This is a genomic window from Brucepastera parasyntrophica (assembly GCF_022376835.1).
Classification (GTDB): domain Bacteria; phylum Spirochaetota; class Spirochaetia; order Treponematales; family Treponemataceae; genus Brucepastera; species Brucepastera parasyntrophica.
Map to the genome: position 1 here is coordinate 787325 of NZ_CP084606.1, position 24021 is coordinate 811345.

General features: G+C 48.6%; 25 protein-coding genes. 18 read left to right on the forward strand and 7 right to left on the reverse strand.

The window, feature by feature from the left end; genetic code table 11:
- The first annotated feature begins 55 nt into the window (after positions 1 to 55).
- From K7I13_RS03840 to K7I13_RS03900, 13 genes are all read left to right on the forward strand, one after another.
- Positions 56 to 592: an ECF transporter S component gene (locus K7I13_RS03840; protein ID WP_255948110.1), complete on the forward strand. Its 537-nt coding sequence runs from the start codon at positions 56 to 58 to the stop codon at positions 590 to 592.
- Positions 593 to 660: 68 nt separating this feature from the next.
- Positions 661 to 1668, forward strand: a complete 1008-nt coding sequence (locus K7I13_RS03845; protein ID WP_255948111.1) for a DUF362 domain-containing protein — start codon at positions 661 to 663, stop codon at positions 1666 to 1668.
- Positions 1669 to 1680: 12 nt separating this feature from the next.
- A complete protein-coding gene (locus K7I13_RS03850; RefSeq protein ID WP_255948112.1) occupies positions 1681 to 2583 on the forward strand; it encodes a permease in 903 nt (300 codons plus the stop codon).
- Complete coding sequence (locus K7I13_RS03855) at positions 2577 to 3575, forward strand: alpha/beta hydrolase (protein WP_255948113.1); 999 nt, start codon at positions 2577 to 2579, stop codon at positions 3573 to 3575. The genes K7I13_RS03850 and K7I13_RS03855 overlap by 7 nt, the downstream gene beginning before the upstream one ends.
- Positions 3576 to 3642: 67 nt before the next feature.
- The gene (locus K7I13_RS03860) at positions 3643 to 4266 is read left to right on the forward strand and encodes a flavodoxin (RefSeq protein WP_255948114.1); all 624 of its coding nucleotides are present in this window, start codon (positions 3643 to 3645) and stop codon (positions 4264 to 4266) included.
- Positions 4263 to 4685: a hypothetical protein gene (locus K7I13_RS03865; RefSeq protein ID WP_255948115.1), complete on the forward strand. Its 423-nt coding sequence runs from the start codon at positions 4263 to 4265 to the stop codon at positions 4683 to 4685. Before K7I13_RS03860 ends, K7I13_RS03865 begins: the two co-directional genes overlap by 4 nt.
- The gene (locus K7I13_RS03870) at positions 4625 to 4951 is read left to right on the forward strand and encodes a hypothetical protein (protein ID WP_255948117.1); all 327 of its coding nucleotides are present in this window, start codon (positions 4625 to 4627) and stop codon (positions 4949 to 4951) included. The genes K7I13_RS03865 and K7I13_RS03870 overlap by 61 nt, the downstream gene beginning before the upstream one ends.
- A gap of 98 nt (positions 4952 to 5049) precedes the next feature.
- Positions 5050 to 5646: a LexA family protein gene (locus K7I13_RS03875; protein ID WP_255948119.1), complete on the forward strand. Its 597-nt coding sequence runs from the start codon at positions 5050 to 5052 to the stop codon at positions 5644 to 5646.
- Positions 5647 to 5698: 52 nt separating this feature from the next.
- A complete protein-coding gene (locus K7I13_RS03880; protein ID WP_255948121.1) occupies positions 5699 to 7018 on the forward strand; it encodes a putative DNA modification/repair radical SAM protein in 1320 nt (439 codons plus the stop codon).
- Positions 6997 to 7770, forward strand: a complete 774-nt coding sequence (locus K7I13_RS03885) for a TIGR03915 family putative DNA repair protein (RefSeq protein ID WP_255948123.1) — start codon at positions 6997 to 6999, stop codon at positions 7768 to 7770. The genes K7I13_RS03880 and K7I13_RS03885 overlap by 22 nt, the downstream gene beginning before the upstream one ends.
- A gap of 123 nt (positions 7771 to 7893) precedes the next feature.
- Positions 7894 to 8940: a tyrosine-protein phosphatase gene (locus K7I13_RS03890; RefSeq protein WP_255948125.1), complete on the forward strand. Its 1047-nt coding sequence runs from the start codon at positions 7894 to 7896 to the stop codon at positions 8938 to 8940.
- Between the two features lie 301 nt (positions 8941 to 9241).
- Positions 9242 to 10573 carry a sensor histidine kinase gene (locus tag K7I13_RS03895; RefSeq protein WP_255948127.1) on the forward strand — a complete coding sequence of 444 codons (1332 nt, stop codon included), beginning with the start codon at positions 9242 to 9244 and terminating at the stop codon, positions 10571 to 10573.
- Position 10574: 1 nt separating this feature from the next.
- Positions 10575 to 11393 (forward strand): response regulator, encoded by an 819-nt coding sequence (locus K7I13_RS03900; RefSeq protein WP_255948129.1) that lies wholly within the window; start codon positions 10575 to 10577, stop codon positions 11391 to 11393.
- A gap of 51 nt (positions 11394 to 11444) precedes the next feature.
- On the opposite strand, the gene K7I13_RS03905 is transcribed toward K7I13_RS03900, so the two are convergent.
- From K7I13_RS03905 to K7I13_RS03925, 5 genes are all read right to left on the reverse strand, one after another.
- Positions 11445 to 11984 carry a flavodoxin family protein gene (locus K7I13_RS03905; RefSeq protein WP_255948131.1) on the reverse strand — a complete coding sequence of 180 codons (540 nt, stop codon included), beginning with the start codon at positions 11982 to 11984 and terminating at the stop codon, positions 11445 to 11447.
- A 209-nt stretch (positions 11985 to 12193) separates the two neighbouring features.
- On the reverse strand, positions 12194 to 13081 hold the full coding sequence (locus K7I13_RS03910) for a fructose bisphosphate aldolase (protein WP_255948133.1): 888 nt from the start codon (positions 13079 to 13081) through the stop codon (positions 12194 to 12196).
- Positions 13082 to 13285: 204 nt separating this feature from the next.
- Positions 13286 to 14152: a Rieske 2Fe-2S domain-containing protein gene (locus tag K7I13_RS03915; protein ID WP_255948135.1), complete on the reverse strand. Its 867-nt coding sequence runs from the start codon at positions 14150 to 14152 to the stop codon at positions 13286 to 13288.
- A gap of 191 nt (positions 14153 to 14343) precedes the next feature.
- Positions 14344 to 14883, reverse strand: a complete 540-nt coding sequence (locus tag K7I13_RS03920; RefSeq protein ID WP_255948145.1) for an SLC13 family permease — start codon at positions 14881 to 14883, stop codon at positions 14344 to 14346.
- Complete coding sequence (locus K7I13_RS03925) at positions 14871 to 15656, reverse strand: ArsB/NhaD family transporter (RefSeq protein WP_255948147.1); 786 nt, start codon at positions 15654 to 15656, stop codon at positions 14871 to 14873. The genes K7I13_RS03920 and K7I13_RS03925 overlap by 13 nt, the downstream gene beginning before the upstream one ends.
- 388 nt (positions 15657 to 16044) lie before the next feature.
- Here K7I13_RS03925 and K7I13_RS03930 point away from each other — a divergent pair, with 388 nt between their 5' ends.
- On the forward strand, positions 16045 to 16767 hold the full coding sequence (locus K7I13_RS03930) for an alpha/beta hydrolase (RefSeq protein ID WP_255948149.1): 723 nt from the start codon (positions 16045 to 16047) through the stop codon (positions 16765 to 16767).
- Entirely contained in the window at positions 16752 to 16997 is a 246-nt protein-coding gene (locus tag K7I13_RS03935; protein WP_255948151.1) for an alpha/beta hydrolase, read from the forward strand. The genes K7I13_RS03930 and K7I13_RS03935 overlap by 16 nt, the downstream gene beginning before the upstream one ends.
- Positions 16998 to 17026: 29 nt before the next feature.
- Here the strand turns inward: K7I13_RS03935 and K7I13_RS03940 are convergent, their stop codons facing one another.
- Positions 17027 to 17857, reverse strand: coding sequence for a DUF4421 family protein (locus K7I13_RS03940; protein ID WP_255948153.1), 831 nt, complete (start codon positions 17855 to 17857; stop codon positions 17027 to 17029).
- Positions 17858 to 18068: 211 nt separating this feature from the next.
- Here K7I13_RS03940 and K7I13_RS03945 point away from each other — a divergent pair, with 211 nt between their 5' ends.
- The 3 genes from K7I13_RS03945 to K7I13_RS03955 all read left to right on the forward strand — a co-directional run bounded on the left by K7I13_RS03945 (position 18069) and on the right by K7I13_RS03955 (position 23755).
- Positions 18069 to 19133, forward strand: coding sequence for an NAD-dependent epimerase/dehydratase family protein (locus K7I13_RS03945; protein ID WP_255948155.1), 1065 nt, complete (start codon positions 18069 to 18071; stop codon positions 19131 to 19133).
- Between the two features lie 194 nt (positions 19134 to 19327).
- A complete protein-coding gene (locus K7I13_RS03950; protein ID WP_255948157.1) occupies positions 19328 to 19891 on the forward strand; it encodes a TetR/AcrR family transcriptional regulator in 564 nt (187 codons plus the stop codon).
- A 480-nt stretch (positions 19892 to 20371) separates the two neighbouring features.
- Positions 20372 to 23755, forward strand: a complete 3384-nt coding sequence (locus K7I13_RS03955; protein WP_255948159.1) for a UvrD-helicase domain-containing protein — start codon at positions 20372 to 20374, stop codon at positions 23753 to 23755.
- 55 nt (positions 23756 to 23810) lie between these two features.
- Here K7I13_RS03955 and nrdD read toward each other — a convergent pair whose 3' ends face one another.
- Positions 23811 to 24002, reverse strand: a complete 192-nt coding sequence (gene nrdD, locus K7I13_RS03960) for an anaerobic ribonucleoside-triphosphate reductase (RefSeq protein WP_255948161.1) — start codon at positions 24000 to 24002, stop codon at positions 23811 to 23813.
- Between the last annotated feature and the right edge of the window lie 19 nt (positions 24003 to 24021).

Sequence of the window (24021 nt, forward strand, 5' to 3'; positions counted from 1 at the left end):
TCATGATCAAGAAGCGGTTTAAAAACGCATACGGAAAAAATTACAGGAGGTCTCTATGACTACCACGCTGGCAGGCGATATAGCCTATACCCAATTATCAATGAAAACCACCAGGGCCGTTCTGGGGCAGAGCTTATTTCTGACAATGGCTCTGATCATTCCCCTGGTCACCCACAAACTGGGACTGAATTATCTTGCGGCCCAGCCCATGCACTGGATGATTTTATTCGCGGGACTGACCTACGGCCCCTTCTCGGGCGCGCTCCTGGGTATCCTTGTACCGACGGCTTCGTTTTTTGTATCCGGCATGCCCATGGCGGCGGCCCTTCCCCTGATGATTCCTGAACTCATAGTCTATGGTTTTGTGAGCGGTATTCTCAAGAAGCGGCTCACCTCATTCGGCGCGATAGCAGCCGGACTTCTGGCGGGAAAGGTTGTGTACATGGGCATCGCGCTGCTTCTGGGCCGCGTCAATGTTCCCGCGTTTGAATTCATCCGGGGAACCTGGGGGCCCGGCATCATCGCCATGGTCCTGCAGATAGTTCTGCTTCCCCTGCTGTCGGGACTTTATATCAACGCTACAAAGGATTGACGGAAAACACCGTCATTGGGTTCCGCCCTGGTTATACATAATCAGGGCACTCAGAAAAGGAGCATGTTATGAAAAAGATTTTGTATGTACTCGCAATACTGATGGTGCTGGCGGGCTGCAACAGCAGCGGCAAAAACGCTGTTCAGGCGCAGGAACCGGCGCCTGTAATATCCGTGAGCAGCGTCCCCGCCGGGGCCGCGGACAGCGCGCAGAAAGTCCTGGTATACATGACCGCGGACATCAGCCCCGCGGGACTCGCGGCAGTATACGAAGCCCTGGGCCGGGAAGCCGCCGGCGGCAAAGTGGCGGTGAAAATCAGCACGGGCGAGCCCGGAGGAAAACACTTCCTGGCCCCGGCCCTTATCAAAGACCTTGTCCAGAGTGTGGACGGCACCATCGTTGAGGCAAACACCGCCTACGGCGGACGCCGGGCGGCAACGGCCATGCACTACCAGGTTGCAAGGGACCACGGTTTTACCGCCATTGCCCCTGTGGTCATTCTGGATGAAAACGGGGACATTCCCCTGCCTGTGGCAAACGGCAAACACCTCACGGAAGATCTCGTTGGCGCGCATTTCAGTGACTACGACTTCCACATGGTTCTCTCCCACTTCAAGGGCCATGGCATGGGCGGCTTCGGCGGCGCGCTGAAGAACCTTTCCATAGGCTACGCCTCCTCCCGGGGAAAGAGCCTTATCCACTCCGGCGGCAGGAGCCTCACCAGTCCCTGGGGCGGGGAGCAGAACGCGTTTCTTGAATCCATGGCCGAGGCGGCCCAGGCGGTGGTGAATGCCGGCGGGCCGGAAAACTTTGTATACATCAATGTGATGAACCACCTGTCCGTGGACTGCGACTGTTCGAGCAATCCCGCGGCTCCCACAATGGCAGACATAGCCATCCTGGCGTCGCTTGACCCGGTCGCCCTTGACAAGGCCTGTGTAGACTTGGTCTACGCCGCGCCGGACGGAAAAGACCTTATTGAACGCATCGAGTCCCGGAACGGCATCCTCACGGTGACCCACGCCGCGGCCATAGGCCTGGGCAGCCTGGACTACGAACTGGTGAGTCTGGACTGAGGCGGGCGGCAGATGTTTGAAGTCCTCAGGCGCGAGTGGGTTTACTTCTGGTACTACTTCACCGTCCAGTTTCAGCAGGTCTTTCCCTACTGGGCACTGGGGATTCTCATCGGGTCGGTGATATCCGTCTTCGGAAAAGAGAAAATCCACGCCCTCCTGGGAGCGCTCCAGGGAAAACGGCTGGGTGTTCTGGGCGTGGTGCCCGCGAGCCTCATCGGCATCGCCTCGCCCCTGTGCATGTACGGAACCATTCCCATCGCCGCCTCCTTTTCCGAAAAAGGGGTCAAGGACGACTGGCTGGCGGCCTTCATGATGAGTTCCATTCTCCTGAACCCCCAGCTGCTCATCTACAGCGCCTCCCTGGGGACCACGGTGCTCCTTATCCGTCTGGTTACCTGCTTTCTCTGCGGCATTGCCGCGGGGCTGCTGGTGCGGCTCTTTTACAGGAACAAGAGTTTTTTCAACTTTTCCGGCTTCGGGGAATCCGCGACCCGGGACACGGACCCCAATCCCGTGCTCCGGCTGCTTAAAAATATCTGGCGGAACATCAGGGCCACGGGAATTTATTTTCTCATAGGCATTGTACTTTCAGCCCTGTTCCAGCGCTATGTCCCCGCCTCTGTGGTGGAAAAACTCTTCGGGAACAACAGGGGCTTCGGGGTGCTCATGGCCGCAACCATCGGAGTACCGCTGTACGCCTGCGGGGGCGGGACTATTCCGCTGATCGCGGGATGGCTGTCCAGCGGCATGAGTCTGGGTTCCGCCGCCGCCTTTATGATTACCGGCCCGGCAACGAAAATTACCAACCTGGGGGCCATGAAGATTGTCCTGGGGATGCGGCGGTTTATTCTGTATATTGTATTTTCCATTGTTTTCGCCTGGGTGTGCGGCATGGTGGTGGATATTATATGGTAAAGAAAACGGTTCTGAAAACTGCCGGAATTTTGGTTTTTACGCTGATAGCGTCGGCGGGCATTACAGCCGCCGGAGGAAACGGGATGCGGGACAACGCGGACAAAGGGCATGCGCATATCTCCGCAGACAGTATGGTCACGGATATTATTTCCCATCCGGCCTTTGAAGGTTTCGGAGAGCGTCTCATGCCCCGGGCAGGGAGGGACTATTCAGGCGTCCCCATCGCGCGCGTCGGTTCCCTCATGCCCTACCATAATTATGTTGACCCCCGCGTTGTTACGGGCGCGCTCAACCGCATGATTGACGATGTAAATGAAGGCGTGACCATATTTTACGATATCTATACGGACGCGGAAAAACGGGACGACTCCGCCAAAGCCGATACGGGGCTGTTTTTCTTCCGGGGAAAACCAGGCGCGCCTTTTGCCGTCATATGTCCCGGCGGCGGGTTTTCCTATGTCGGTTCATTGCATGAAGGGTTTCCCCTTGCCGCGGAAATCGGCGCGAAGGGATACAACGCCTTTGTCATAACGTACAGGACGGGAGGGCAGCAGCGCGCCGCGGAAGATCTTGCGGCGGCGCTCTCATGGATATTTGCCAACGCCAAATCCCTGGGAGTGGGTACGGAGGATTATTCCCTCTGGGGCGGTTCCGCAGGGGCGCGGATGGCCGCCGTTATCGGTACCGACGGCGCCGCCCGGTACGGCGGCGGCAGTCTGCCGAAACCCGCGGCGCTTGTCATCGCCTACACGGGCCATTCCGCTTTTTCAAAGGATGATCCGCCTACGTTTACGGTGGCGGGAGAGCGGGACGGAATTGCGAATCCCGCGGTCATGGAACGCCGGGTGCGGGCCATGGCGGACGCGGGAATTGATACGGAGTTTCATATATACCCGGATACCGGCCACGGGTTCGGCCTGGGAACAGGCACCGCCGCCGAAGGCTGGCTCAACGACGCGGTCCGGTTCTGGGAAAAATATATGAAGGAATAGTGAACCGGAAGCCGGGTTTGCAGTTCAGATTGCGGCTCTGTCCCCGGAATTTTTTACAGGAGTTATCATGAAACACAAAATTATCGCGGTATTTATATTACTGGCGCTCGCTCTGGCCGCTGTCCAGGGACAGAACCGTCAAAGTAGCAATTCAAACAATATCCTTGTGGTGTACTTTTCCCGCCACGGCAGTTCCATCGGAAGCAATGACACCGACGCGGTGTCCTCCGCAAGCCTTTCGCCGGGAGACGCCATCACCGTGGCCAATATCATTAAAGACGCAAGCGGGGCGGACATGTTCCAGATTATTACGGTGGACCCCTATCCCAGGAATTACCGGGAGACCACCGATGTGGCGCGGCGGGAACAGAGGGAAAACGCCCGGCCCGCTCTTGCCTCCCGGATAGAAAACCTGGACAGCTACAATACCATCATCCTGGGATATCCCAACTGGTGGGGGACGCTGCCCATGCCGGTGGCCCATTTTCTGGAATCCCATGATTTTTCGGGGAAGACCATTGTACCCTACTGCGTTCACGAAGGGAGCCGGATGGGAAGCAGTGAAGCCCTCATTGCCCAACTCGCTCCCGGAGCAACGGTAAAAGAAGGTCTGGCCATCCGGGGCAACAGCGCAGGGTCGTCCCGCAGGGATGTGGAGCAGTGGCTGCGGAAAAACGGTCTCATCCGGTGACACTGAATAAGGTAATCCGCGTTGCCGTGGATATGACCATGACAGTACTCTTCTTTGTGCTCATGTCCTACCATGTGGCGGATACCCTTGTCCATGAAATCCTCGGGGCGGCTCTGTTCCTGTTGACCATTGTCCACAATATCCTGAACCGCCGGTGGTACGGGGCGCTGCTGAAGGGGCGGTATACCCCCGGGCGGCGGCTCCACACCGCGGTGAATCTTCTGTTTCTGGCGGCCCTCGTGTGTCTTGTGGCAAGCGCAGTTGCGGTTTCCCGGCATCTCTTTGCCTTTATGGGTATCCGGGGGATATGTGGGCCCGGCGGTTCCACCTCGCTTCCGCCTACTGGAGCTTTGTACTTATGGCCATCCACCTGGGTTTCCACTGGCACAGCCTGGTACGGTTTGCCGCCGCAAAGCTGAAACCGGGTAAAGCCGCGGTCATTGCCGCCCGGATAGCCGCCGCCTGCGTTGCTGTCTATGGGATATATGCCTCGGCCGTCCGGGAAATGGGGACAAACCTCTTTGCCCGGAATGTCTTTTCCTTCTGGGATTACGACAAACCGCCGGTACTGTTCTTTCTGGACTTCCTTGCGATCCTGGGCCTCTATGTGTTTATCACATATTACGGACTCAGACTGATGGAAAAAATCCGGCGGGACAGGCAAAAAAACGTAAATAAAATATAATCAGTCCGGACAAAATACATAATAATCTATAAAAACGGACATCGATCTCTTTACAAATACAACTTATAGTTGTATTCTGATATAAGGAGATTACCATAATGCTCTCAATAAGACTGAAAGAACTCCGCAAAAAACGAAAACTCACCCAGGTTGATCTGTCAAAGTTGTTAGGTGTAACCCAGCAGGCAATCGCCAAATGGGAAGCTGCTCTTTCCCTCCCCGAACCGGCGGCCATAACCCGGCTCGCGGCCTTTTTCGATGTCAGCTCCGACTACCTTCTGGGAATCACAAATTCCCTGCTCCCCGCAGGGGCCTTCTCCGGGATCAGGATTATCGGTTCCGTCAAGGCTGGATACGGAGGGCTTGCCGACGAGGAAGAACTGGGGACAGCTCCGGCGGCAGTAAAAGATCCGGAACAATACCGTTATCTGGTGGTCAAGGGAGATTCTATGGCTCCTTTTATCCGGGAAGGCGATCTTGCCCTGATCAGAGTTCAGTCCACTCTTCAGGACGGCGAGCTGGGTGTTTTTATATATCAGGGGGCTGAGGCTACTCTGAAAAAATACCGCCGGAAAAACGACGCTGTCATTCTGGAACCCTTTAATGATACTTACAAGGCAATTACCATTCAGGGGGCAGATCTGGAACAGCTGATTATTTTCGGCAAGGTCGTGGAAACCCACACCAGGTGGTAATACACCGAAGGCAGCGCTTTGTTTCATGGTATAGAAGAGGGAAAGAGAAGATATGGATTTGATGGAAAAGCTGACGGTTCTTACAAACAGCGCAAAATACGATGTCGCCTGTACTTCCTCTGGTGCGGACCGTCCGGGAAAAACTGTCATGGCGGGATGCTGTCATTCCTTTGCCGCGGACGGACGGTGCGTTACCCTGCTCAAAGTCCTGATGACGAACTTTTGCATTTACGACTGTACCTACTGCGTAAACAGGGTAAGCAATGACTGTCAGCGCACAGCCTTTACTCCCGCCGAGCTTGCGGAACTTACCATTGAGTTCTACCGGCGAAATTACATAGAAGGGCTTTTTCTTTCCAGCGGGGTAATCAAAAGCCCGGATTATACTATGGAACAGATGATTAAAGCCCTGGAGATTCTCCGCTACAGGCATAATTTCTGGGGCTATGTTCATGCAAAAGTCATTCCCGGAGCTTCCCCTTATATGGTGCACCGCATTGGTCTGCTGGCGGACCGTCTCAGTGTAAATATTGAACTTCCCAGCGAGAGCAGCCTCAGACAGCTGGCGCCGAACAAGGAAAAAAAGGCGATCCTGGCCCCGATGCAGCAGATCAGTATTGAAGGTTCCCAAAGCAGGCAGGAGCTTGTTATCTATAAAAAAGCCCCAAAATTCGCGCCCGCCGGGCAGGCGACACAGATGATTATAGGCGCTAGCCCGGAAACTGATTACCAGATCCTCAATCTCGCCTCGGCCATGTATAAAAAATATTCCCTCAAGCGGGTATTCTATTCCGCGTATATCCCGGCGGTAGAACACAGCCTCCTGCCTGCGCCGGATACAAAACCGCCCCTGCTCAGGGAGCACCGTCTGTATCAGGCGGACTGGCTTTTGAGGCAATACGGTTTTGGCGCAGAGGAGATACTGACTCCGGAAACACCCAATTTCAATCCCTATCTGGACCCGAAATGCAACTGGGCAATCAACAATATGCACCTGTTTCCGGTAGATGTAAACAGGGCTCGTCTGGACGAACTTCTCCGGGTACCCGGTATCGGTCCCACCAGCGCCCGGCGCATCGTAACCGCCAGAAAAAACGGCAGGCTTGGTATAGCTGAACTTAAACGCATGGGGACCGTCCTTAAACGGGCACAGTATTTTATCAACGCCGCCGACTGGATAGCCGGCGCAGGAACAGGCAGGGAGGCCGCGATCCGGGCCCTGATCGATCCAAAAGTCTATTCCTTTGGCCCTGAACAGCTTTCCCTGTTTCAGGAGAACCCCGGTATACAGAAACTCCCTTCCGCGGAGGATGTATCTTCCGTCGCCGAAGCCGTAGAGGAAACCGTACTATGTCTGCGAAAAAACCTCTAGCGGTTCCGGCTGATATAATATATATCTATGATGGAAGTTTTCAGGGTTTTTTGTGCTGTGTATTCGAAAGCGTTTACTCGGGTGAAATGCCAGTTGATATACACACCGGAAAAGATCAGGACATGGGGCTCTGGGATGTTAAACAGATCAGCACAGACAGTGAAAAGGCGGAGAGAGTCCGTTCCTCAATTCCCTCGAAACTTTCAAACCGCGCAATGGAACTTGTTATCGCTGTTTTTCTGAGCGAACTTGAACACAGGGAGATTAAACTGCTCGGCTTCCTGCTGCGGGCGTACCGGGAAGGCCGACAGCTTCTCTACAAACTCGGGGATCCCGTAATGGCTCCCCTTCTGGCCGCTGAAAAAAATCTCCTCGGCGAGGCCCATCTTTTAAAGGGTTTTATCAGGTTTTCGGATGCGGACGGCGTCCTGGTTTCCACCATAACGCCAAAAAACTTTGTACTGCCTTTTATTGCGGAACATTTTATCCTCAGGTACAGGGAAGAGAGTTTTATAATCTTTGACAAAACCCATAGCGTAGCCCTCCTGTACCGGAACGGAAAAAGCGAGATTCTCTGGGACAGTACCATCGAATTTTACCGGGATTCCGAACAGGAACTCAAATATCAGGCCTTATGGAAACGTTTTTATAATACAGTGGCTGTAGAAAACAGGGGAAACCCCCGCTGCCGTATGACTCACATGCCCAAACGGTACTGGGAAAATATGCTGGAAGTCAGGGATCTTTTGTAACAGCCCTCCGCAAAAGAAAGAGTGACAAGAATATAAAACCATGATAGATTTAATATGGAATTTTATTTCACATAACTGTGCTGCCGATCGGAGCATTGCGCCTAAAGGAGAAAAGAAAAACGCATGAAAAAATTCATCTTATTTTTTGCCATTTGTTTGTGTGTATTTTCATCGTGCGAAAATAAAAAGACAATGAGCAATAAACCGGAATTCAGCGGTGAAGATCTTGCCGGAAAAGCAACAATTATCAGAGACAAACAGACAAAAAAGGCCGCATTTGTCACAGACCTCACCGGCCCGTTTGAGCTGTATTCAGGAGAAACAGTGGAGGAAATTGATTTCAGCGCTCCGCTGCTCAAAGGCGAAGGACTCGGTATTTATGAGCTGGATGTGCCCGCGGCCACCCGCAGCTATTTTCAATTGAACGCCAAAGAAGGTAAAGCCATTCTGGCGGAACAGCATCTGCCGATGACAGGCGGCTATAATTTCAGGGATTTGGGCGGATACCGGTCAAAAAACGGAAAATATGTGAAGTGGGGAAAAATATTCCGCTCGGATGAAATGGGGACACTCACCCCGGAAGATTTGACCTATCTTGAATCCATACCGATACGGACAGTAGTGGACTTCCGCTCCCAGTCTGAAATTGACGCCCAGCCGGACCTGCTGCCGCAATCTGCCGGACGGGTGCAGCTTTCAATTTCTCCGGGCAACCTGACCGCGGGACAGGCCATGACAGAATACACTCCGGAGGAAATGGAAGGTTTCATGATTGAAATGAACCGGCTTTTTGTAACCGACAGTGTCTGTCTGGAGCAATACCGGACTTTTTTCCGGCTTCTGCAGAGCGGGGAAGATGCGCCGCTCATGTTCCACTGCTCCGCCGGAAAAGACCGGACGGGAATGGCGGCTGCCCTTATTCTTTTTTCCCTCGATGTGGATGAAGATACCGTCATTCAGGATTACCTTTTGTCCAATATCTATCTGGCGGAAAAATACGCGCGGAATATTGAGGAACACCCCCAGTTCAGGCCCATGTTTGAAGTACGCGAGTCATATTTAAAAGCGGGAATTGATCAGATTATTGCCGACCACGGAAGCGTAAAAAACTTTCTGGAAACTGTCCTCGATGTAGATACGGATCTGATGAAGTCTTTGTATCTGTATTAGATCCGGATATTTCCTGAAACTATTGAACCGCGGAAAATTCCGCGGGTTTTTTTTTCACACAAGAAAATTCGCCCTCCGGGTCTCCGCAATTTATAAAATTTGTTCCGGTTCAGCGCAGCATTGCGAAAAAAACCAATACCGCATAGACTAATATGCCAATAATAAACCTCTATCGTCAAATGTTACTCTTCGGGGTCACGTTTGTTATATATCTGTTATACACAATCAAGTATAATACAACCATGACTTTTTAGAACTATTTCTGTGTTGGAACAGGTTCTATTGATATAGAAGGAAAAAGGTGTTCCTCACAGGTGCCGGAAAACGCCTCGGGAAAATACAGTTGTCGGAAGAAGTAATTACAGCAGTCAATATAACCATGGAACTTGGGAACAGTATGATTTTTATCATACTGATTATTTCTTTGATGGGCAAGAAAAAGCGAACAACGCAGGAATATCTTTTTCTTATCGGCCTTGCCCTTTTCATAATTGCGACATTGAGCGATGCGGCAGCATGGGCCTTTGATACAAAACCGGGTGCGCGCTGGATCTCGGTAACAGGAAATTTTCTTACTTTTTTGACCAGCCCTTTGGCTTATGCATTTTTTATGGCCTATCTGGCATTCGGTATATCGGTGAAAGCAAAACTCAAGAACAATATAATTATTCGTATAGTTTTTTTTCTTTGCGCCATATCAATCTTCCTGACCACCATAAATATTTTTAACGGAATGTTTTATTCCATTGATAAAAACAACGTATATTACTGGGGAGAATGGTATTTTCTTTTTCCCGGTATTTCTTTCATACAGCAGATTCTGGTAATGATACTGATTCTGTGCTCCAGAAAATCCCTGACAAAAAGAGATACATGGACATATCTTTCCTATGGTATCCTGCCTGCGATCTCACTTATAATCGGAATTTTTTTCCCCTACCTCATGCTGGAAAACTCAGCTTGTATGTTTTCCGTTCTCCTGATTTATGTAAATATCCACCAGGAACAGGAAAAACAGCTCAAGCAGAGAGAACTGGAACTTGCCCAAAGCAGAACGGCCATTATGCTGTCGCAGATACAGCCGCATTTTCTGTATAATACGCTGACCGTAATAAGCAGTCTGTGTACGACCAATCCGCAGCAGGCCCGGCAAACCATACTCGATTTTTCCAGTTACCTCCGGACTAACCTGGACTCTCTGTCTAACAGTAAACCGGTCCCCTTCAACGATGAACTGAAGCATACGGAAGTATATCTGGAACTGGAAAAAAAACGTTTTGAGGAACGGCTCCAGGTGGAATATGCCATTACGGTAAGAAATTTCTCCGTTCCTTCTCTATCGCTGCAGCCGATCGTGGAAAACGCGGTCCTTCATGGAATTACCACCCGAAGCGCGGGAGGCACTATCCGTATACAAACGGATGAAACAGTCTCTGCCTTTCTGATTACTGTCGCGGACAATGGAGTAGGATTTGACCCTCCCATGACGGAAAAGGACGGCAGAGTCCATATCGGTATTGAAAACGTCAGACAGCGGCTTGCTCTCATGTGCGCCGGGACTCTTGATATTCAAAGCACGCCGGGAAAAGGTACAACCGTATTAATAACAATTCCAAAAGGAGATATGAGCTGAAATGTATATCATTGCTGTAGACGACGAACGCCCATCCCTGAATGTTCTGACCGGTGCCATACGGGAAGGAATGCCGGATTGTTCCCTTTCCGCTTTTTCCAATCCACTGGAAGCGCTCTACCATGCACAAAACTCAAAGGTGGATGTGGCCTTTCTGGATATCAGAATGGGAGATATGGACGGGGTATCCCTGGCCGAGGAACTGAAAAACCTCCATCCAAAAATAAATATTATTTTTGTGACCGGTTATACGGACTATACTTTAGATGCCCTTAACCTTCGAGCCAGCGGATATGTGTGTAAACCGGTATCGGCTGAGGCAGTAAAAAAAGAACTGAAAGAACTGCGTCATATTCCCGAGTCGGAAAACAACAAGCCTGTCCGGATACAAACCTTCGGAAACTTTGAAATATTTATGCATGACACGCCGGTAGTATTCCACAGAAATAAGGCGAAAGAAGTTCTTGCCTATCTTGTGGACAGGCGGGGCGCGACAGTGACAAAAAAGGAACTGGCTACAGTTTTATGGGAGGAACGGGAGTATAACCGTAACACGCAGATATATCTCCAGATTCTGATTTCTGAAATGATCCGGGCGCTGAATGAGGCAGGAGCGGGAGATATAATAAGACGGCAGCACAACAGTTTATCCGTAATACCTGACAGCGTGGAATGCGATTACTATAACTTTATAAAGGGAGACCCGCATACTATAGAAAGTTTTCATGATGAGTATATGGTAAATTACAGCTGGGCTGAAATGACCGCAGGGACCCTGAGCAGGCAAAAAGACGGCAGAAGTACGCAGGAAAAACAGTAAGTCTGCGGCAAGCCGGCGGAACATTCCCTGGTATTATCGCGAAAAAAAAACTTATACCGACTGTCCGAGTTCAAACGCGTCCTGCATGGCCGGACTTTCCTTTATATCGCCGGACTTCCATGCGCCGATTCCATACACAATGCCCTTTTCCGTTGCCCCGTTCAGGCAGGAAGTAAATCCCCTGAAACCTTCAATAGTGCGTTCAAGCATGGCCTGCCGGTTTTCCGCGGCAGTGACTATAAAATAAAAGTCCTTGTCCTTGACATCCACAGATCCGGCATATGTTCTGTCTATTACGGTCTTCATCTGGGCGTCCATCGTATAAAAATATACCGGAGTAGCCATTACAATCACGTCGGCTGACTTCATTTTTCCAAGCACATCAGCCATATCATCATTACGGACACAGGTACCGCCGTTTCTCTGGCAGCCGTCACACGCAAGGCAGTATCCTATTGTTTTTTCCCGGAGAAAAACTGTTTCAACCTGATTGCCTGCTTCTTCCGCGCCGGAGGCAAAGCGTCCGCACAACAGCTCCGAATTTCCGTTTTTTCTCGGACTTCCCGAAATTATCAGAATCTTTTTGCTCATGTTTTACTCCTGAATACTATTATCCGTGTTACATCAGTATGGCATTCATTATGGCTTTTGTAAACAAATAATAAAGTGTATAGCTGCTATACACTTTAAAAACTGCAAACAGTCCTCTCCGGTATTTACAGGGAAACTCTTTCTCCGGAAGAGGACCGATCCCCGCGCCAAAACAGTACGGGGCCGGCCTGTATATCTCAGACACAGTATCAGGTAATTGAAGCATTATAGATCGATTGGATTGTCTGGCCAAGGATCTTGTTAAATTCCTCATCGCTCATCTGCGCGGTTAATCCGTCCAGGAGAGCCCGCGAAAAACTCGCTATCATCCCATGGTTCAGGAAGAGCAGTTTGTCCGCTTCATCCCTGCTGTACCCGCCTGATAGCGCAACTACACGGACAACGCGGGGGTCTTTCATGAGCGGCGCATAATATCCGGGAACTGAAGGCAGGGACAGCTTGAAAATAAGTTTAATGCTGCTGTCCAGCGGCTGCAGGGCGTCTTCCAGGGCTTTCAGAAGTATTTCTTCGGATTCCTTTTTGTTTTTACTCCTGATGTCAACTTCAGGTTCAATGATCGGAACGAGGCCCGCGTCCGCAATCTGCAGGGCATAATCAAACTGCTGCCGGACAATCTCCCGTATGCCGTCCTGATTCGCGTCTGTAATAAACGATCTCATTTTTGTCCCGAAAATTCCGTAAGTGAGCGCGCGCTTTAACAATTCGTCAAGTTTCGGAATCGGCTTCATCAGACGGACTCCGTTCTGCTCGGCTTCCATTCCCTGATCAATTTTCAAAAAGGGAACAACCCCCTTGTTTTCCCAGAGGAACGCGGCCGTCGGCTTGCCGTTAATTTGCCGTTCCATTGTACCTTCAAACAGAATCGCTCCAAGTATATGGTCGGAAGAGAATGAAGGACTTGTAATAACCCGCGTACGCATTTCATGAATGCGGTCAAACATTTCATCTTCGTTTGAATACTGGTCCCGGTGTACTCCGTAACGTTCGAGTGCATCGGGGCTGCTTCCCCCGCTCTGATCCAGGGCCGCAATGAATCCCTTTCCGGAATGCATGCGTTCAAGCTGTGTGTTATTCATATTATTACCTCCGTATTTTTGCTGTCAGCCCAGATAATCTGCTAATCTGCAAAGAAACCGTAAACCGCGAAAGAAAAAAATGAATCTTTAGCAAACCGGCAGTATTTTAAATATAAGAATAACCGGCGCCAATATCAACTTTTTCCGGTTTTTCTGAAAGGATATTTTTGGTTTCAGATTGCAAATTCCAACAGCAGAACCGAATTAACTGCCGGCTGCCGCGTTTTGCTGTTTTAATTCATCACGCAGTCTTCTGTATAATATGACAGGACGGTCACCCGGCAGGAGTTTTTCATTTGAATGGTATTCTGAAACTTTCAGCTTCTGTGTAATAACCACCCGCCGGTCCTGGCGTTCAATTATGCGGTTTCCAATACGGCCGAATATTGCAATAATCCTGTTTATACATTTAAACCGGGAAAGGCTGCTGTAAAAGCGTATATATAAAACCGTACGGGATTCATCGACAGGAGCAAAAAAAATAACAACACGGAACTTTTCGCTTATATGGTTCATCCAGAGGTTCGGAAAAATAAATTTGAGGTAGGTTTCCCTGATAACTGATTCTTCCGCAGTTTTTGGGGTTTGCCCTCTGTCAACTTCGTTATTCGCGCTCGTAATAATTGTTTCGTGTTCGAATAAAACTTTGGGACCGTTAACCAGAGTCTTATTGCCGCGGCCGATTGTATTATAATGCACAAAAGGAAGATGAATAACATCCAGCTGGTTTTCAACACAGCGTGAATAAAAGGCGTTCCAGCAATCTTCCAGTTCGGAATACACAACCGAACCATCAAGTTCATCACGGAAAAAGGGTATGGCCTTATCCGGCTCTCCTTCGCCGAACCACAAATAAATAATGCCGAATTCCTCTTTTGTTCTGTGGAAGATAAGATGAAATCTGCCCAGATCGGCGGCGGAAGATTTTCCGAGAGCAGGCACAAAAGTACCTTTCCCTTCCGTATCATATTGTATTCCGTGAAAAGGACACTGGATGCATTCTCCCTGCAGCTTACCGATACACAGGGCCGCGCCCCTGTGTGCGCATCTGTCCTCTGCACAGGAAAGCACCCCTGATTTGGTCCGAAAAAAACAAGATTCATGCTCAGCCGTTTCGCTGAAATAATAGATCCCCGCTTCACCTTTGATGAAGGCAAAACGGCATACCACTGATTATTAATCATCAATGCCTCTCGAAATAATTATCCGGAAACCCGGATATACTATTTATAATATACTCATTTTTCCGGGAAAGGCATTATTTATTTCGTAAACAGCAGCCAGAGTATTCCGATAACAAGAGTTACGAGCGTCACCGGAATTCCGGCCTTCAGATAGGTACTGAATTTAATCTCAACCCCGTACCGTTTTGCGGTTTCGGCAACTATCAAATTTGCAACGGAGCCAAGAAGTGTCAAATTACCGGCGAAGGTACTGGCCATAGCCATAACGAGCCATGCCTGTTCGGCATCGGCGAACCATCCGGTAAGAGGTTTCAGCAGCATCACAGCGGGAACATTGGAAACAAGATTTGAAAGAATAGCCGTAAAAACAGAAAACCGGACCATATTCTGTCCGACAACGGAACTCCCATGTTCGACAAAAAAAGCAAAGACAGATGTCCGTGAAACGGCATCGGTTATTACAAAAAGACCCGCAAAAAAAACAATGATTGACCAGTCAAGTTCGGCGAAAACTTTTTCAGGCCTGATCCTTCGCGTAATCAGCAGAATCGCGGCTCCAAGCATAGCAGCAGCCGCTACGGGAAAATTGAAAATACAGGCAAGGGTCATAACGGCCATCGCGAAAATACTTTTATACAAAAGGGGCTTGTATACCGGTACCATAAGGGAAGCATTTTTCCGGCCGCCGGAAAGGGCTGTCTCATCAGAGGCCCCGACGGCTTTCTGCAATTGTTCCGGATCTGCGGCCGCCGGTATGCCGGACCGGAAATCCCCCGAAAACAGACAAGCACAATACCATAGGCCGCGGCGACACCCGCTATTGAAGGAACAGCCATGCGCGACAAAAAGCGTAAAAACGGAATGCCGCTTGACGAACCTATAAGCATATTCTGCGGATTGCCTATAATAGTCGCGGCCGACCCGATATTCGCGGCAAGGGCAAGCCCTATCAAATAGGGAACCGGATTGCGTTTTGCCCTGAGACAAAGGGATGTTACGAGAGGAGTAAGCATTATGCAAATGGTATCATTCAGAAAAAACGCGGACAGGACCGCGGACGCCGACATTACATAAAGAAGAAAAACTTTAGGCCGGCGGACCGTTTTGAAAAGGGACATTCCCGCGAGCTCAAAAAAACCGGAGAGTTTCAGATTGGCCGTAATAATCATCATTGACAGAATAAGGATGAGGGTCCCCAAATCTATTGCGGCTGCGGCATCATTAAAAGAGAGAACTCCGATTGCAACGAGAAACGCGGCGCCTGAAAACGCTATAGTGGCCCGGTTCATCCTGAAACGTGGAATGCGTCCGATAGCTATCCCCACAAGGGAAAACAGAATAATTATTATAGCAAGTATGTTCTTTAAGTAACCCGGCAAAAGTAAATTCATAGCTATTTATACACCTTGGAATTTTCGTCATTCCTAATGAAGACGGGAATAAAACGGCTTCGTTCTCCAGCTGCAGTAATGCATTATACAGGTATATCATATTTTAATTGTAATAGTAAGGAACATTTTCTCCTCATACACGTTTTTCCATTTTTTTACATATTCTGAATCACAATATACTGTTTTCCCTGCGGCAGAGATCTTGCCATTACACAAAATTTTGGAATAGAATAGCATATAAATAATTAGTATTTACTTATTTTTAATACAGGAGAAATACAGTCAAATAATTTCGCATTATTTGACTATTCCCGATTATAAGTGTCTCTGATATAAAGAATTAGTTAATTCGTTATATCAGAAATTTAAATTAAAGGTGTATACATTCATGACTATTGCCATAATAATCGCCGTATGTCTTGTAGTCCTGATTTCGGCGCTTCTTGTCGGTGTAACTGTAGCAAGTAAACGGTTTTACAGGATTTCAATGGCCCCCAGAAATGTTCCGCCGGGAAAATCAGTTGATCCCCGAAAGGAAAAACGGGTCGTGGTTCAGCAGGATACTACTGAAACCGACGCCGACACACAATGGTTCGATGAGCACAGTTCAGACAATTGGTATGTCTCATCGGGAGACGGTCTGAAACTGCACGCCTATTCCATCAGTTCTCCCGCGAATAAAAACTGGGTTATTGTTTTTCACGGGTATTCAGGAAACGCAAGAAAGATGGCTGTTTTCTGCCGCAATTTTTATGAACGGGGATTTAATGTACTCGCTCCGGACGCGCGGGGCTATGCGGGCAGTGAGGGCGACAGAATAAGCATGGGTTGGTATGAACGCTTTGATGTTATTCTATGGATCAATGAAATCATCAGAAAATATCCTGAGGCCGGCATAGTCCTGTTCGGTGTTTCAATGGGCGGGGCAACAATCATGATGGCTTCAGGCGAAAAACTGCCGTCCAATGTGAAAGTAATTGTTGAAGACTGCGGATACACTTCCCTGTGGGACCTGTTTTCCCATTTAGTTAAAACAGCCCATCACCTTCCCGCCTTTCCCATTATGGATTTTACCAACCATCTCGCTAAAAAAACATGGGCTTTTCCCTGAAAGAAGCCAGCGCGCTCAAACAGGTAACAAAATCGGAAACCCCTATCCTCTTCATTCACGGAGAAGCCGATACCTTTGTTCCGTTTGAAATGATGGACAGGCTGTATAACGCGTGCGTATCTGAAAAAGAAAAATACGCGGTCCCGGGCGCGAAACACGGCAAAGCCCAGCTTACAGCAGGAAAGGAATACTGGGACAGGGTATTTGCATTCACTGATAAATTTCTGTAAACGGAAAATCTCCGGCAGCAAAAGCAGGATTACAGGCGGAGGACAAACATCATTACGCACTTGCCTGAAAAAATAAGATCAAAGTTTTCCCGCCCTGCATTGAGCGTTAGAAGACTCAGTGAAGCGGTAACACCGTATGACCACCTTTCAGCGGAATAGCCGAATGAAAATGCCGGGAAACCGCCCGGAGCAAAAAACAGGCGGCTTTCCTCTATATCCACGCCCATGTGCAATCCGGCGGAGAGGGACAAGTTGAGAAACATTCCCGGAATTATCACCCATGTCCAGGAATACCCCGCATTGGGGCCGAACTGGATAAAATAACGCTTTCTGTTATATTGCTCAATCAGTGAATCATCGGAAACAACCGATGTATAAAACACGCCGGCGCCGAGGAGCAGACTTCCGGAAGAGCGCAGCTGTTTTTCATTCATAGTGTAGGCGGCGCGGAGAGAATGCCTTTCGTTGTTCCATATATACTGCGAAAAAACACCGATATTTGTCAGTTTTAAATCAGCTTCGCCGCCGAACTCAATCGGGTCAGGCTGATGAAACCCTTCGAAGTTTTTATAGGAAAGATCAAGCAGAAACCGTTCGTGAAAATACTGGAGCTGCAGTACAAGCGATTCGGATTTCTTGAAATCGCCGTCATAAAAAAAGGGAACATTATAGGACAGTGAAAACGCCAGCCGTTTGTAGGAAATTCCTATCCCGAAATCCATGGGCCTGTTTGTCGTAAATTCACGATCCGTTTCACCTTCATTGAAATTGGTAAAGTTGTAATTCAGGAAAAAAGTAAAGGCAAGCTTTGAATCAAAGGACTGAATATATCCTTCTTCGGCGGCGCCGGTTCCGGCCATACCGGCAAAGAGTAATATGAATAAAAAAAGGAAGCGTCTGGATACAGTAATCATAATACGGTAAAAAAACGGTACGCGCTTTGAGAAAAAAAATCCAGTGCGGGCAGCATGAAAACTGCCGAATTGATAATCATTTTATCCACTGTTTACTCGGAATTTACATTCCTCGCTTACATTTACCTCAATGAAACTTACAGACAAGGAGTTACCTATGAAACAGACAGTATATTTATTGACGGGGGCGGCGGGAAATCTGGGGAGCAGCATTTCCAGGGAATTAATCGCACAGGGCAGGAATGTCCGCGCGCTGGTGCTTAAGGATGATCCGGCAGAAGAAAGGGTTCCGCCGGAAGTCGAAATTGTCACAGGAGATCTTATGGATGCAGACTCTCTTGAAAAGTTTTTCAGTGTTCATGAGGAAACGGAAACCATAGTTATCCACTGTGCGAGCATTGTTACCGTATCAGAAGAATATGACCAGGATGTCTATGCAGTCAATGTTTTCGGAACAAGGAATATTATTGAAAAGTGTATTGAACATAAGGTAAAAAAACTTGTTTATATCAGTTCGACAAGCGCTATTCCCGAACTGCCCAACGGCCAGCCGATCACCGAAGTTAATGAATTCAGAGCTGAAGCGGTAATAGGCTTTTACGGAAAAACAAAGGCGATCGCGACCCAGCTGGTGCTTGATGCAGTACGCAAAAATGACCTTGACGCTTCGATAGTTTTCCCGACCGGGATTTGCGGTCCCAATGATTACGCATACGGATACGCAACCAGATTCATTATTGATTGCGTAAACGGCAAACTGCCTGCGGGCATCGCCGGCAGTTTCAATTCCGTTGATGTCCGCGACCTTGCCGCCGGCGTTATTGCCTGCTGCGAAAAGGGCAGGAAAGGTGAAGGCTATATAATGAGCAACAGCAATGTTACAATACGGGAAATGTTCAAATTGATAAGCTCGCTGACAGAAACGCCGGAAGTCAAATTGATTCTGCCCATACCCGTTGCGAAAGTTCTCGCCGTAGTTGCCGGCATTGCCGCAAAAATAACAGGAAAGCCTGCGGCGCTTACCGGTTTTGCAATTTATAATCTGGCAAGGAATAATAATTTTTCAAGTAAAAAGGCGGAACTGGAACTCGGATATACGGTACGTCCATTTGAACAGACCATTACCGACGCGGTCGAATGGCTTCGCGCTGAACACAGAATCAAACCGGTCCATACACCGCAGGAAGCTCCGCTTTATACGCCCCGGCACATAACAGCCTGAAGTACAGATATTTCCCTGCCTGTCTCCCGGAAAACGGGAACAGGCAGTTTTCCTCATTCAGTTTCCATATCTGCAATTAACCAAAAAAAAATAATACATACTGTTGGTTTTATAACAGCCTGCTGGTATAATAATATATATGAAATCAGGCTGCAAAAACCTGGTATCTGTATGAAAAAAACCGGAGGAACACGATGGGAAATACAGCGGGAAACCGGAGAGCCGCGTTAACCCAAATGATTATTCGTACAGCTTTTCTCGAATTGCTGAAAGAAAAACCCGCGGAACAAGTAACTGTTACCGAGATTTGTATACAGGCCGACATTAACCGGAGTACCTTTTACGCATATTATAAAAACCCGGATGAACTGGCCGGATCAATCAGGGCGGAAATAATACGGGAGGTAAAACGGGCCGTGTCCGGAAAACACAGCGAAAAGAAGCTGGTCCGGAAATTCCGGGACGTATGCGAAATTCTGAAGACGGAAAAGGATATGGTCGGAATCCTGTCCGGAAAATCGGCGGGTGGAAATATTATCCGGGAAATTACTTCAATAGTTTATAAAACAGAAGCTTCTTTCCGGCGGAATCACGCTGCCTCAGGACCTGCAGGCAACCATATTCTGTTCAATGAATTTATTATTGAAGGTACCGCAGGAATTATCCGGCACTGGGCCGGAAACGGCATGAAGGAAAGCCCGGAAAAACTGGCGTTTTTTATCGCAGGACTGATACAGCCTGTAAAAAAACCTGCATGAACCAGCCGGAGGGGTAACCCGGATAGTCCATGCAGGTAAAGTAGGTTATAAAAACAGCCATGCTGTGTGTTCAATACTGCTGCTGTTTTTAACCATGGTAGACAATGTATATTTTACTTCCGGATATATCATTCAGCTCTCTTCAGAAAGCTGCCGTCCTTGGCCGTTGAGCCGCAAACAGGAACCTACCGGTATGCACCATACCAGAATTTCCGTATATTCGGAAGCATTTTATCCAAGTATAATCATACTTTTTCTGCAAAACATCCCCCAAAAGGGGGATGTTTCCAAAAAAAAACGCTCTTTTAGGCAAAAAAAGAAAAAACGAGGATATATCCATCCCGTGCGAAACAGTCCTTTATTCCTTTATGGGATACAAATCACTTTTTCTGAGCCGTACCGGATTAAAGGCATCACCCCACGTCTTAAAATAAACTGCGGTTTATTGCCGGATTTTATGAATGCGGTTATACTGGTTCCATGCGTATTACTGCCGATCTGCATATCCATTCCCATTATTCGAGAGCGACAAGTTCAAAACTGAACCCCCTGTATCTTGACCGCTGGGCCCGCATTAAGGGTATACATCTGATCGGTACCGGGGACTGCACGCACCCGCGCTGGCTTTCAGATTTGCGCGGGCAGCTTGAGGAGTCGGAAGAAGGCTTTTACACCCTCAGGCAGGATATTATCAGGGAATTTAATTCAGGGCTTTCCCTGTCGGAAGGATTACCTGTGCCGGGAAACATGAATAACAGCCCGCGTTTTGTTCTCACCGGAGAAATCAGTACCATTTACAGCCGTGACGGAAAAACAAGAAAGGTACACCATGTTGTCATTCTTCCTGATTTTAAGGCCGCGGCGGCTTTTCAGACAGCCCTTGCCCGCATCGGAAATATTACTTCCGACGGCCGGCCGATTATCGGCATAGACTCCCGGGATCTGCTTGCCATTCTTCTCGAAGCTGATGAACGCTCACTGCTTATTCCCGCCCATATCTGGACGCCCTGGTTTTCCGCGCTTGGCGCTAGATCAGGGTTTGATTCAATAGATGAATGTTACAGGGATCTTACCCGGTATATTTACGCAATAGAAACAGGCCTATCTTCAAACCCGCCCATGAATTGGGCTGTCGGGTCCCTTGACCGCTTTGCCATTATCTCGAATTCCGACGCGCACTCTCCGGAAAAACTGGGCAGGGAAGCAACGGTATTTGAAATGGATATGTCATATACTTCGCTCGTCTCCGCGATTAAGGGAAAAGATGAAAAACATGATATTGCGGAAACAATAGAATTTTTCCCGCAGGAAGGAAAATACCATTATGACGGACACCGGAATTGTTCCGTGTATCTCAGCCCGGAAGAAACATCTCTTTCAGGGGGACGCTGTCCTGTATGCGGGAAAACACTTACGCAGGGGGTAATGAGGCGGGTCATTGAACTCGCTGACACTGAGGTAAATGAAACGGCGCCGTGTCCTGTTTCAGCTGCCGGGACAAACCGGCGTCCCTACTTTTCCCTTATTCCGCTGCCGGAAATTCTGTCTGAAATTATTGAAAGCGGAGTATCTTCAAAAAAAGTCGGGGCCGCTTACAGCACGCTCATATCGAAAGCGGGCAGTGAGTTTTCGCTCCTTAAAGAGCTTGATCTGCATGAAGTGGAAAAACTGAACTGTCCCGGTGTGCCGGGAGAGCTTCTGGCGGAAGCCATAGGCCGGATGCGTTCCGGAGATGTATCAATCAGCCCCGGATATGACGGAGAGTATGGTGTAATCCATGTATTCAGTCCCGGAGAAAAGGCACAAAAAGATTTAACGCCTGATTTGTTCGGCGATGGAGCTGAAAAGCTAGCCGCTAAAAAAAATCATTCCGCTGAACAGAAAAAAAAGACAAAAGGGCCTGAAAAAAAACGGGCTGCAGATACTGAAAAAAAAACGGCAAAGGAAGAAAAAACCTTTACACCGGATCAGGAACAAACAAAGGCTATCAGGCACAGAGGTGGTCCTGCCATTGTTATTGCTGGTCCGGGGACCGGAAAAACAGCGGTACTGGTATCACGCATACTTCATATACTGGACAGCGGGGTCAAAGCCTCCGGGATTCTTGCCATTACTTTTACTGTAAAAGCGGCCGGAGAACTTGCCAAGCGTATTGAGGTTTCGGCGGGACCTGAAGCCGCCGGAGATATAACCGCGGCAACCTTTCATTCTTTCTGTATGTCTGTTTTGCGTGAAAACGCAGACAGAACGGGCCTGTCGGAAAATTTTACCATTCTTTCCGAAGCAGAGCGTATTGAAATTCTGAATACAATAATAGACGATTACCGGAAAAACGAAGCACCGGCCGGAAAAAAAAGAATTTCCGTTCAGGGTCTGGGAAAGTATATTGAACAGAGGAAACGGTTTTTACTTTTACCGGGAAATACCGTGCCGTGTGAAAATAATCCTCTTCAGCCGGACCTTCTGGCCCTTGCATACGAAACAGGAATTCCGGAGGCGGACAGCGAAATGGAAATGCTGTATGGAAAATTCCGTGACCGCCTGAGATTTCTGGGCTCTCTTGATTTTGATGATCTTATTTCGGGAACTGTCAGGCTTTTTATCAGGCATCCGGAAATCCTGGAAATATACCGGACCCGTTTCAGGTTTGTCTTTGTCGATGAATTTCAGGATGTTAATTTCGCGCAGTATGCGCTGATCCGTACATTATGTCCTTCGGAAAAAACGGAAACTTTTTCCGGGTCATTTCCCCAGCTGTATGTTATAGGCGATCCCAATCAGGCCATATACGGATTCCGGGGATCTGACCGGCGCTTTGTGGAACATTTTCTTACCGACTATTCAAATGCTTCGCAGTATAACCTTATAAAAAGTTTCCGCTGTGCCGAACCCATTATTCACGCGGCGGGAACGCTCATGGATACGGAACTGTCAGGTACTGGAAGCGATGTCATGCTGTACCGCTGCGGCTATCCGGGAGAAAAATCAGAGGCGGAAGGCATTGCCCGCCGGATTTCAAAACTCATCGGAGGAACAAGCTTTTTTGCTTTTGATAGCGGTGTTGTAAATTCTGCTCCTGAATATAACGAGGGCTTATCTCAGGAAGAGAGTCCGCTTAAAAATCTGGGAGACTGCGCAATACTGATCCGTACGGCTGCCCTTGCCCCTCCCATACAAAAGGCCCTCCATGATCACGGAATACCCTATGACTTTATAGGTGAAAAACCCTGGTGGGAAGAAAATGAGGCAGGAGCTGTTCTCGATATTCTGCGAACGGAAAAAAAAACTGACAGGAACAATACAGTGACACAGGACGCAGAAATTATTGCGCCCCAACTTCCGGCCCGGGCAGTTGAACACGCCTGGGAATTGCTGAATAAAAAAAAGAAGGAGACGCCGAAAAATATTCCCGAACCCGTACAAAGGCTTATATCTCTTGCGGAGCTGTATGACAATCTCCCGGCCTTTCTCGATATGCTTGCGATAGGAAGTCCGGTCGACGGTGCCCCGGCAAAGAAAGAAGGTGTTGCTCTCATGACTATTCATGCCTCAAAGGGACTTGAATTTGACTATGTTTTTGCGGCGGGTCTGGAAGAAGGCCTTTTGCCTTTTACCCTTTATGATAAGGAAAACGGAGAAGATAGTGAACGGATTGAGGAAGAGCGCAGACTGCTCTATGTCGCAATGACGCGCGCCCGGAAGGGTTTGTATCTGTCATGGGCGCAGTCACGCATGTTCCTCGGCAGAAAGCTGGAAAGAGGTCCGAGCAGATTTCTTAATCAGCTGGAAACAATTATTCCGCTTCTCCGGGAAGGCGAATTAAAGCAGGAAAAAAAAGATACCCAGCTGCAGCTTCTTTTCTGATACGGAGGAGCCGGGAGGTGAAACGGAAAGGTTCTGAAAAACAGGACCGCTGATATCAGCTGAGATTATGCTTTACCCGTTCAGCTTCTTCGGCTTTTTTTGCGTCATTCCATTTATCCATAGTGCCTACAAGATATCCTGTAATGCGCCTGATTCTTTCAAAGCCGGTTCCTTTTCCCGCAGTCGTGCATCCTCCGGATTTCTGCCGTACAGTGTTTTCTTCATTAATGGATTGGTCATGTTTCATAATAGTATCTCCTCTGAAT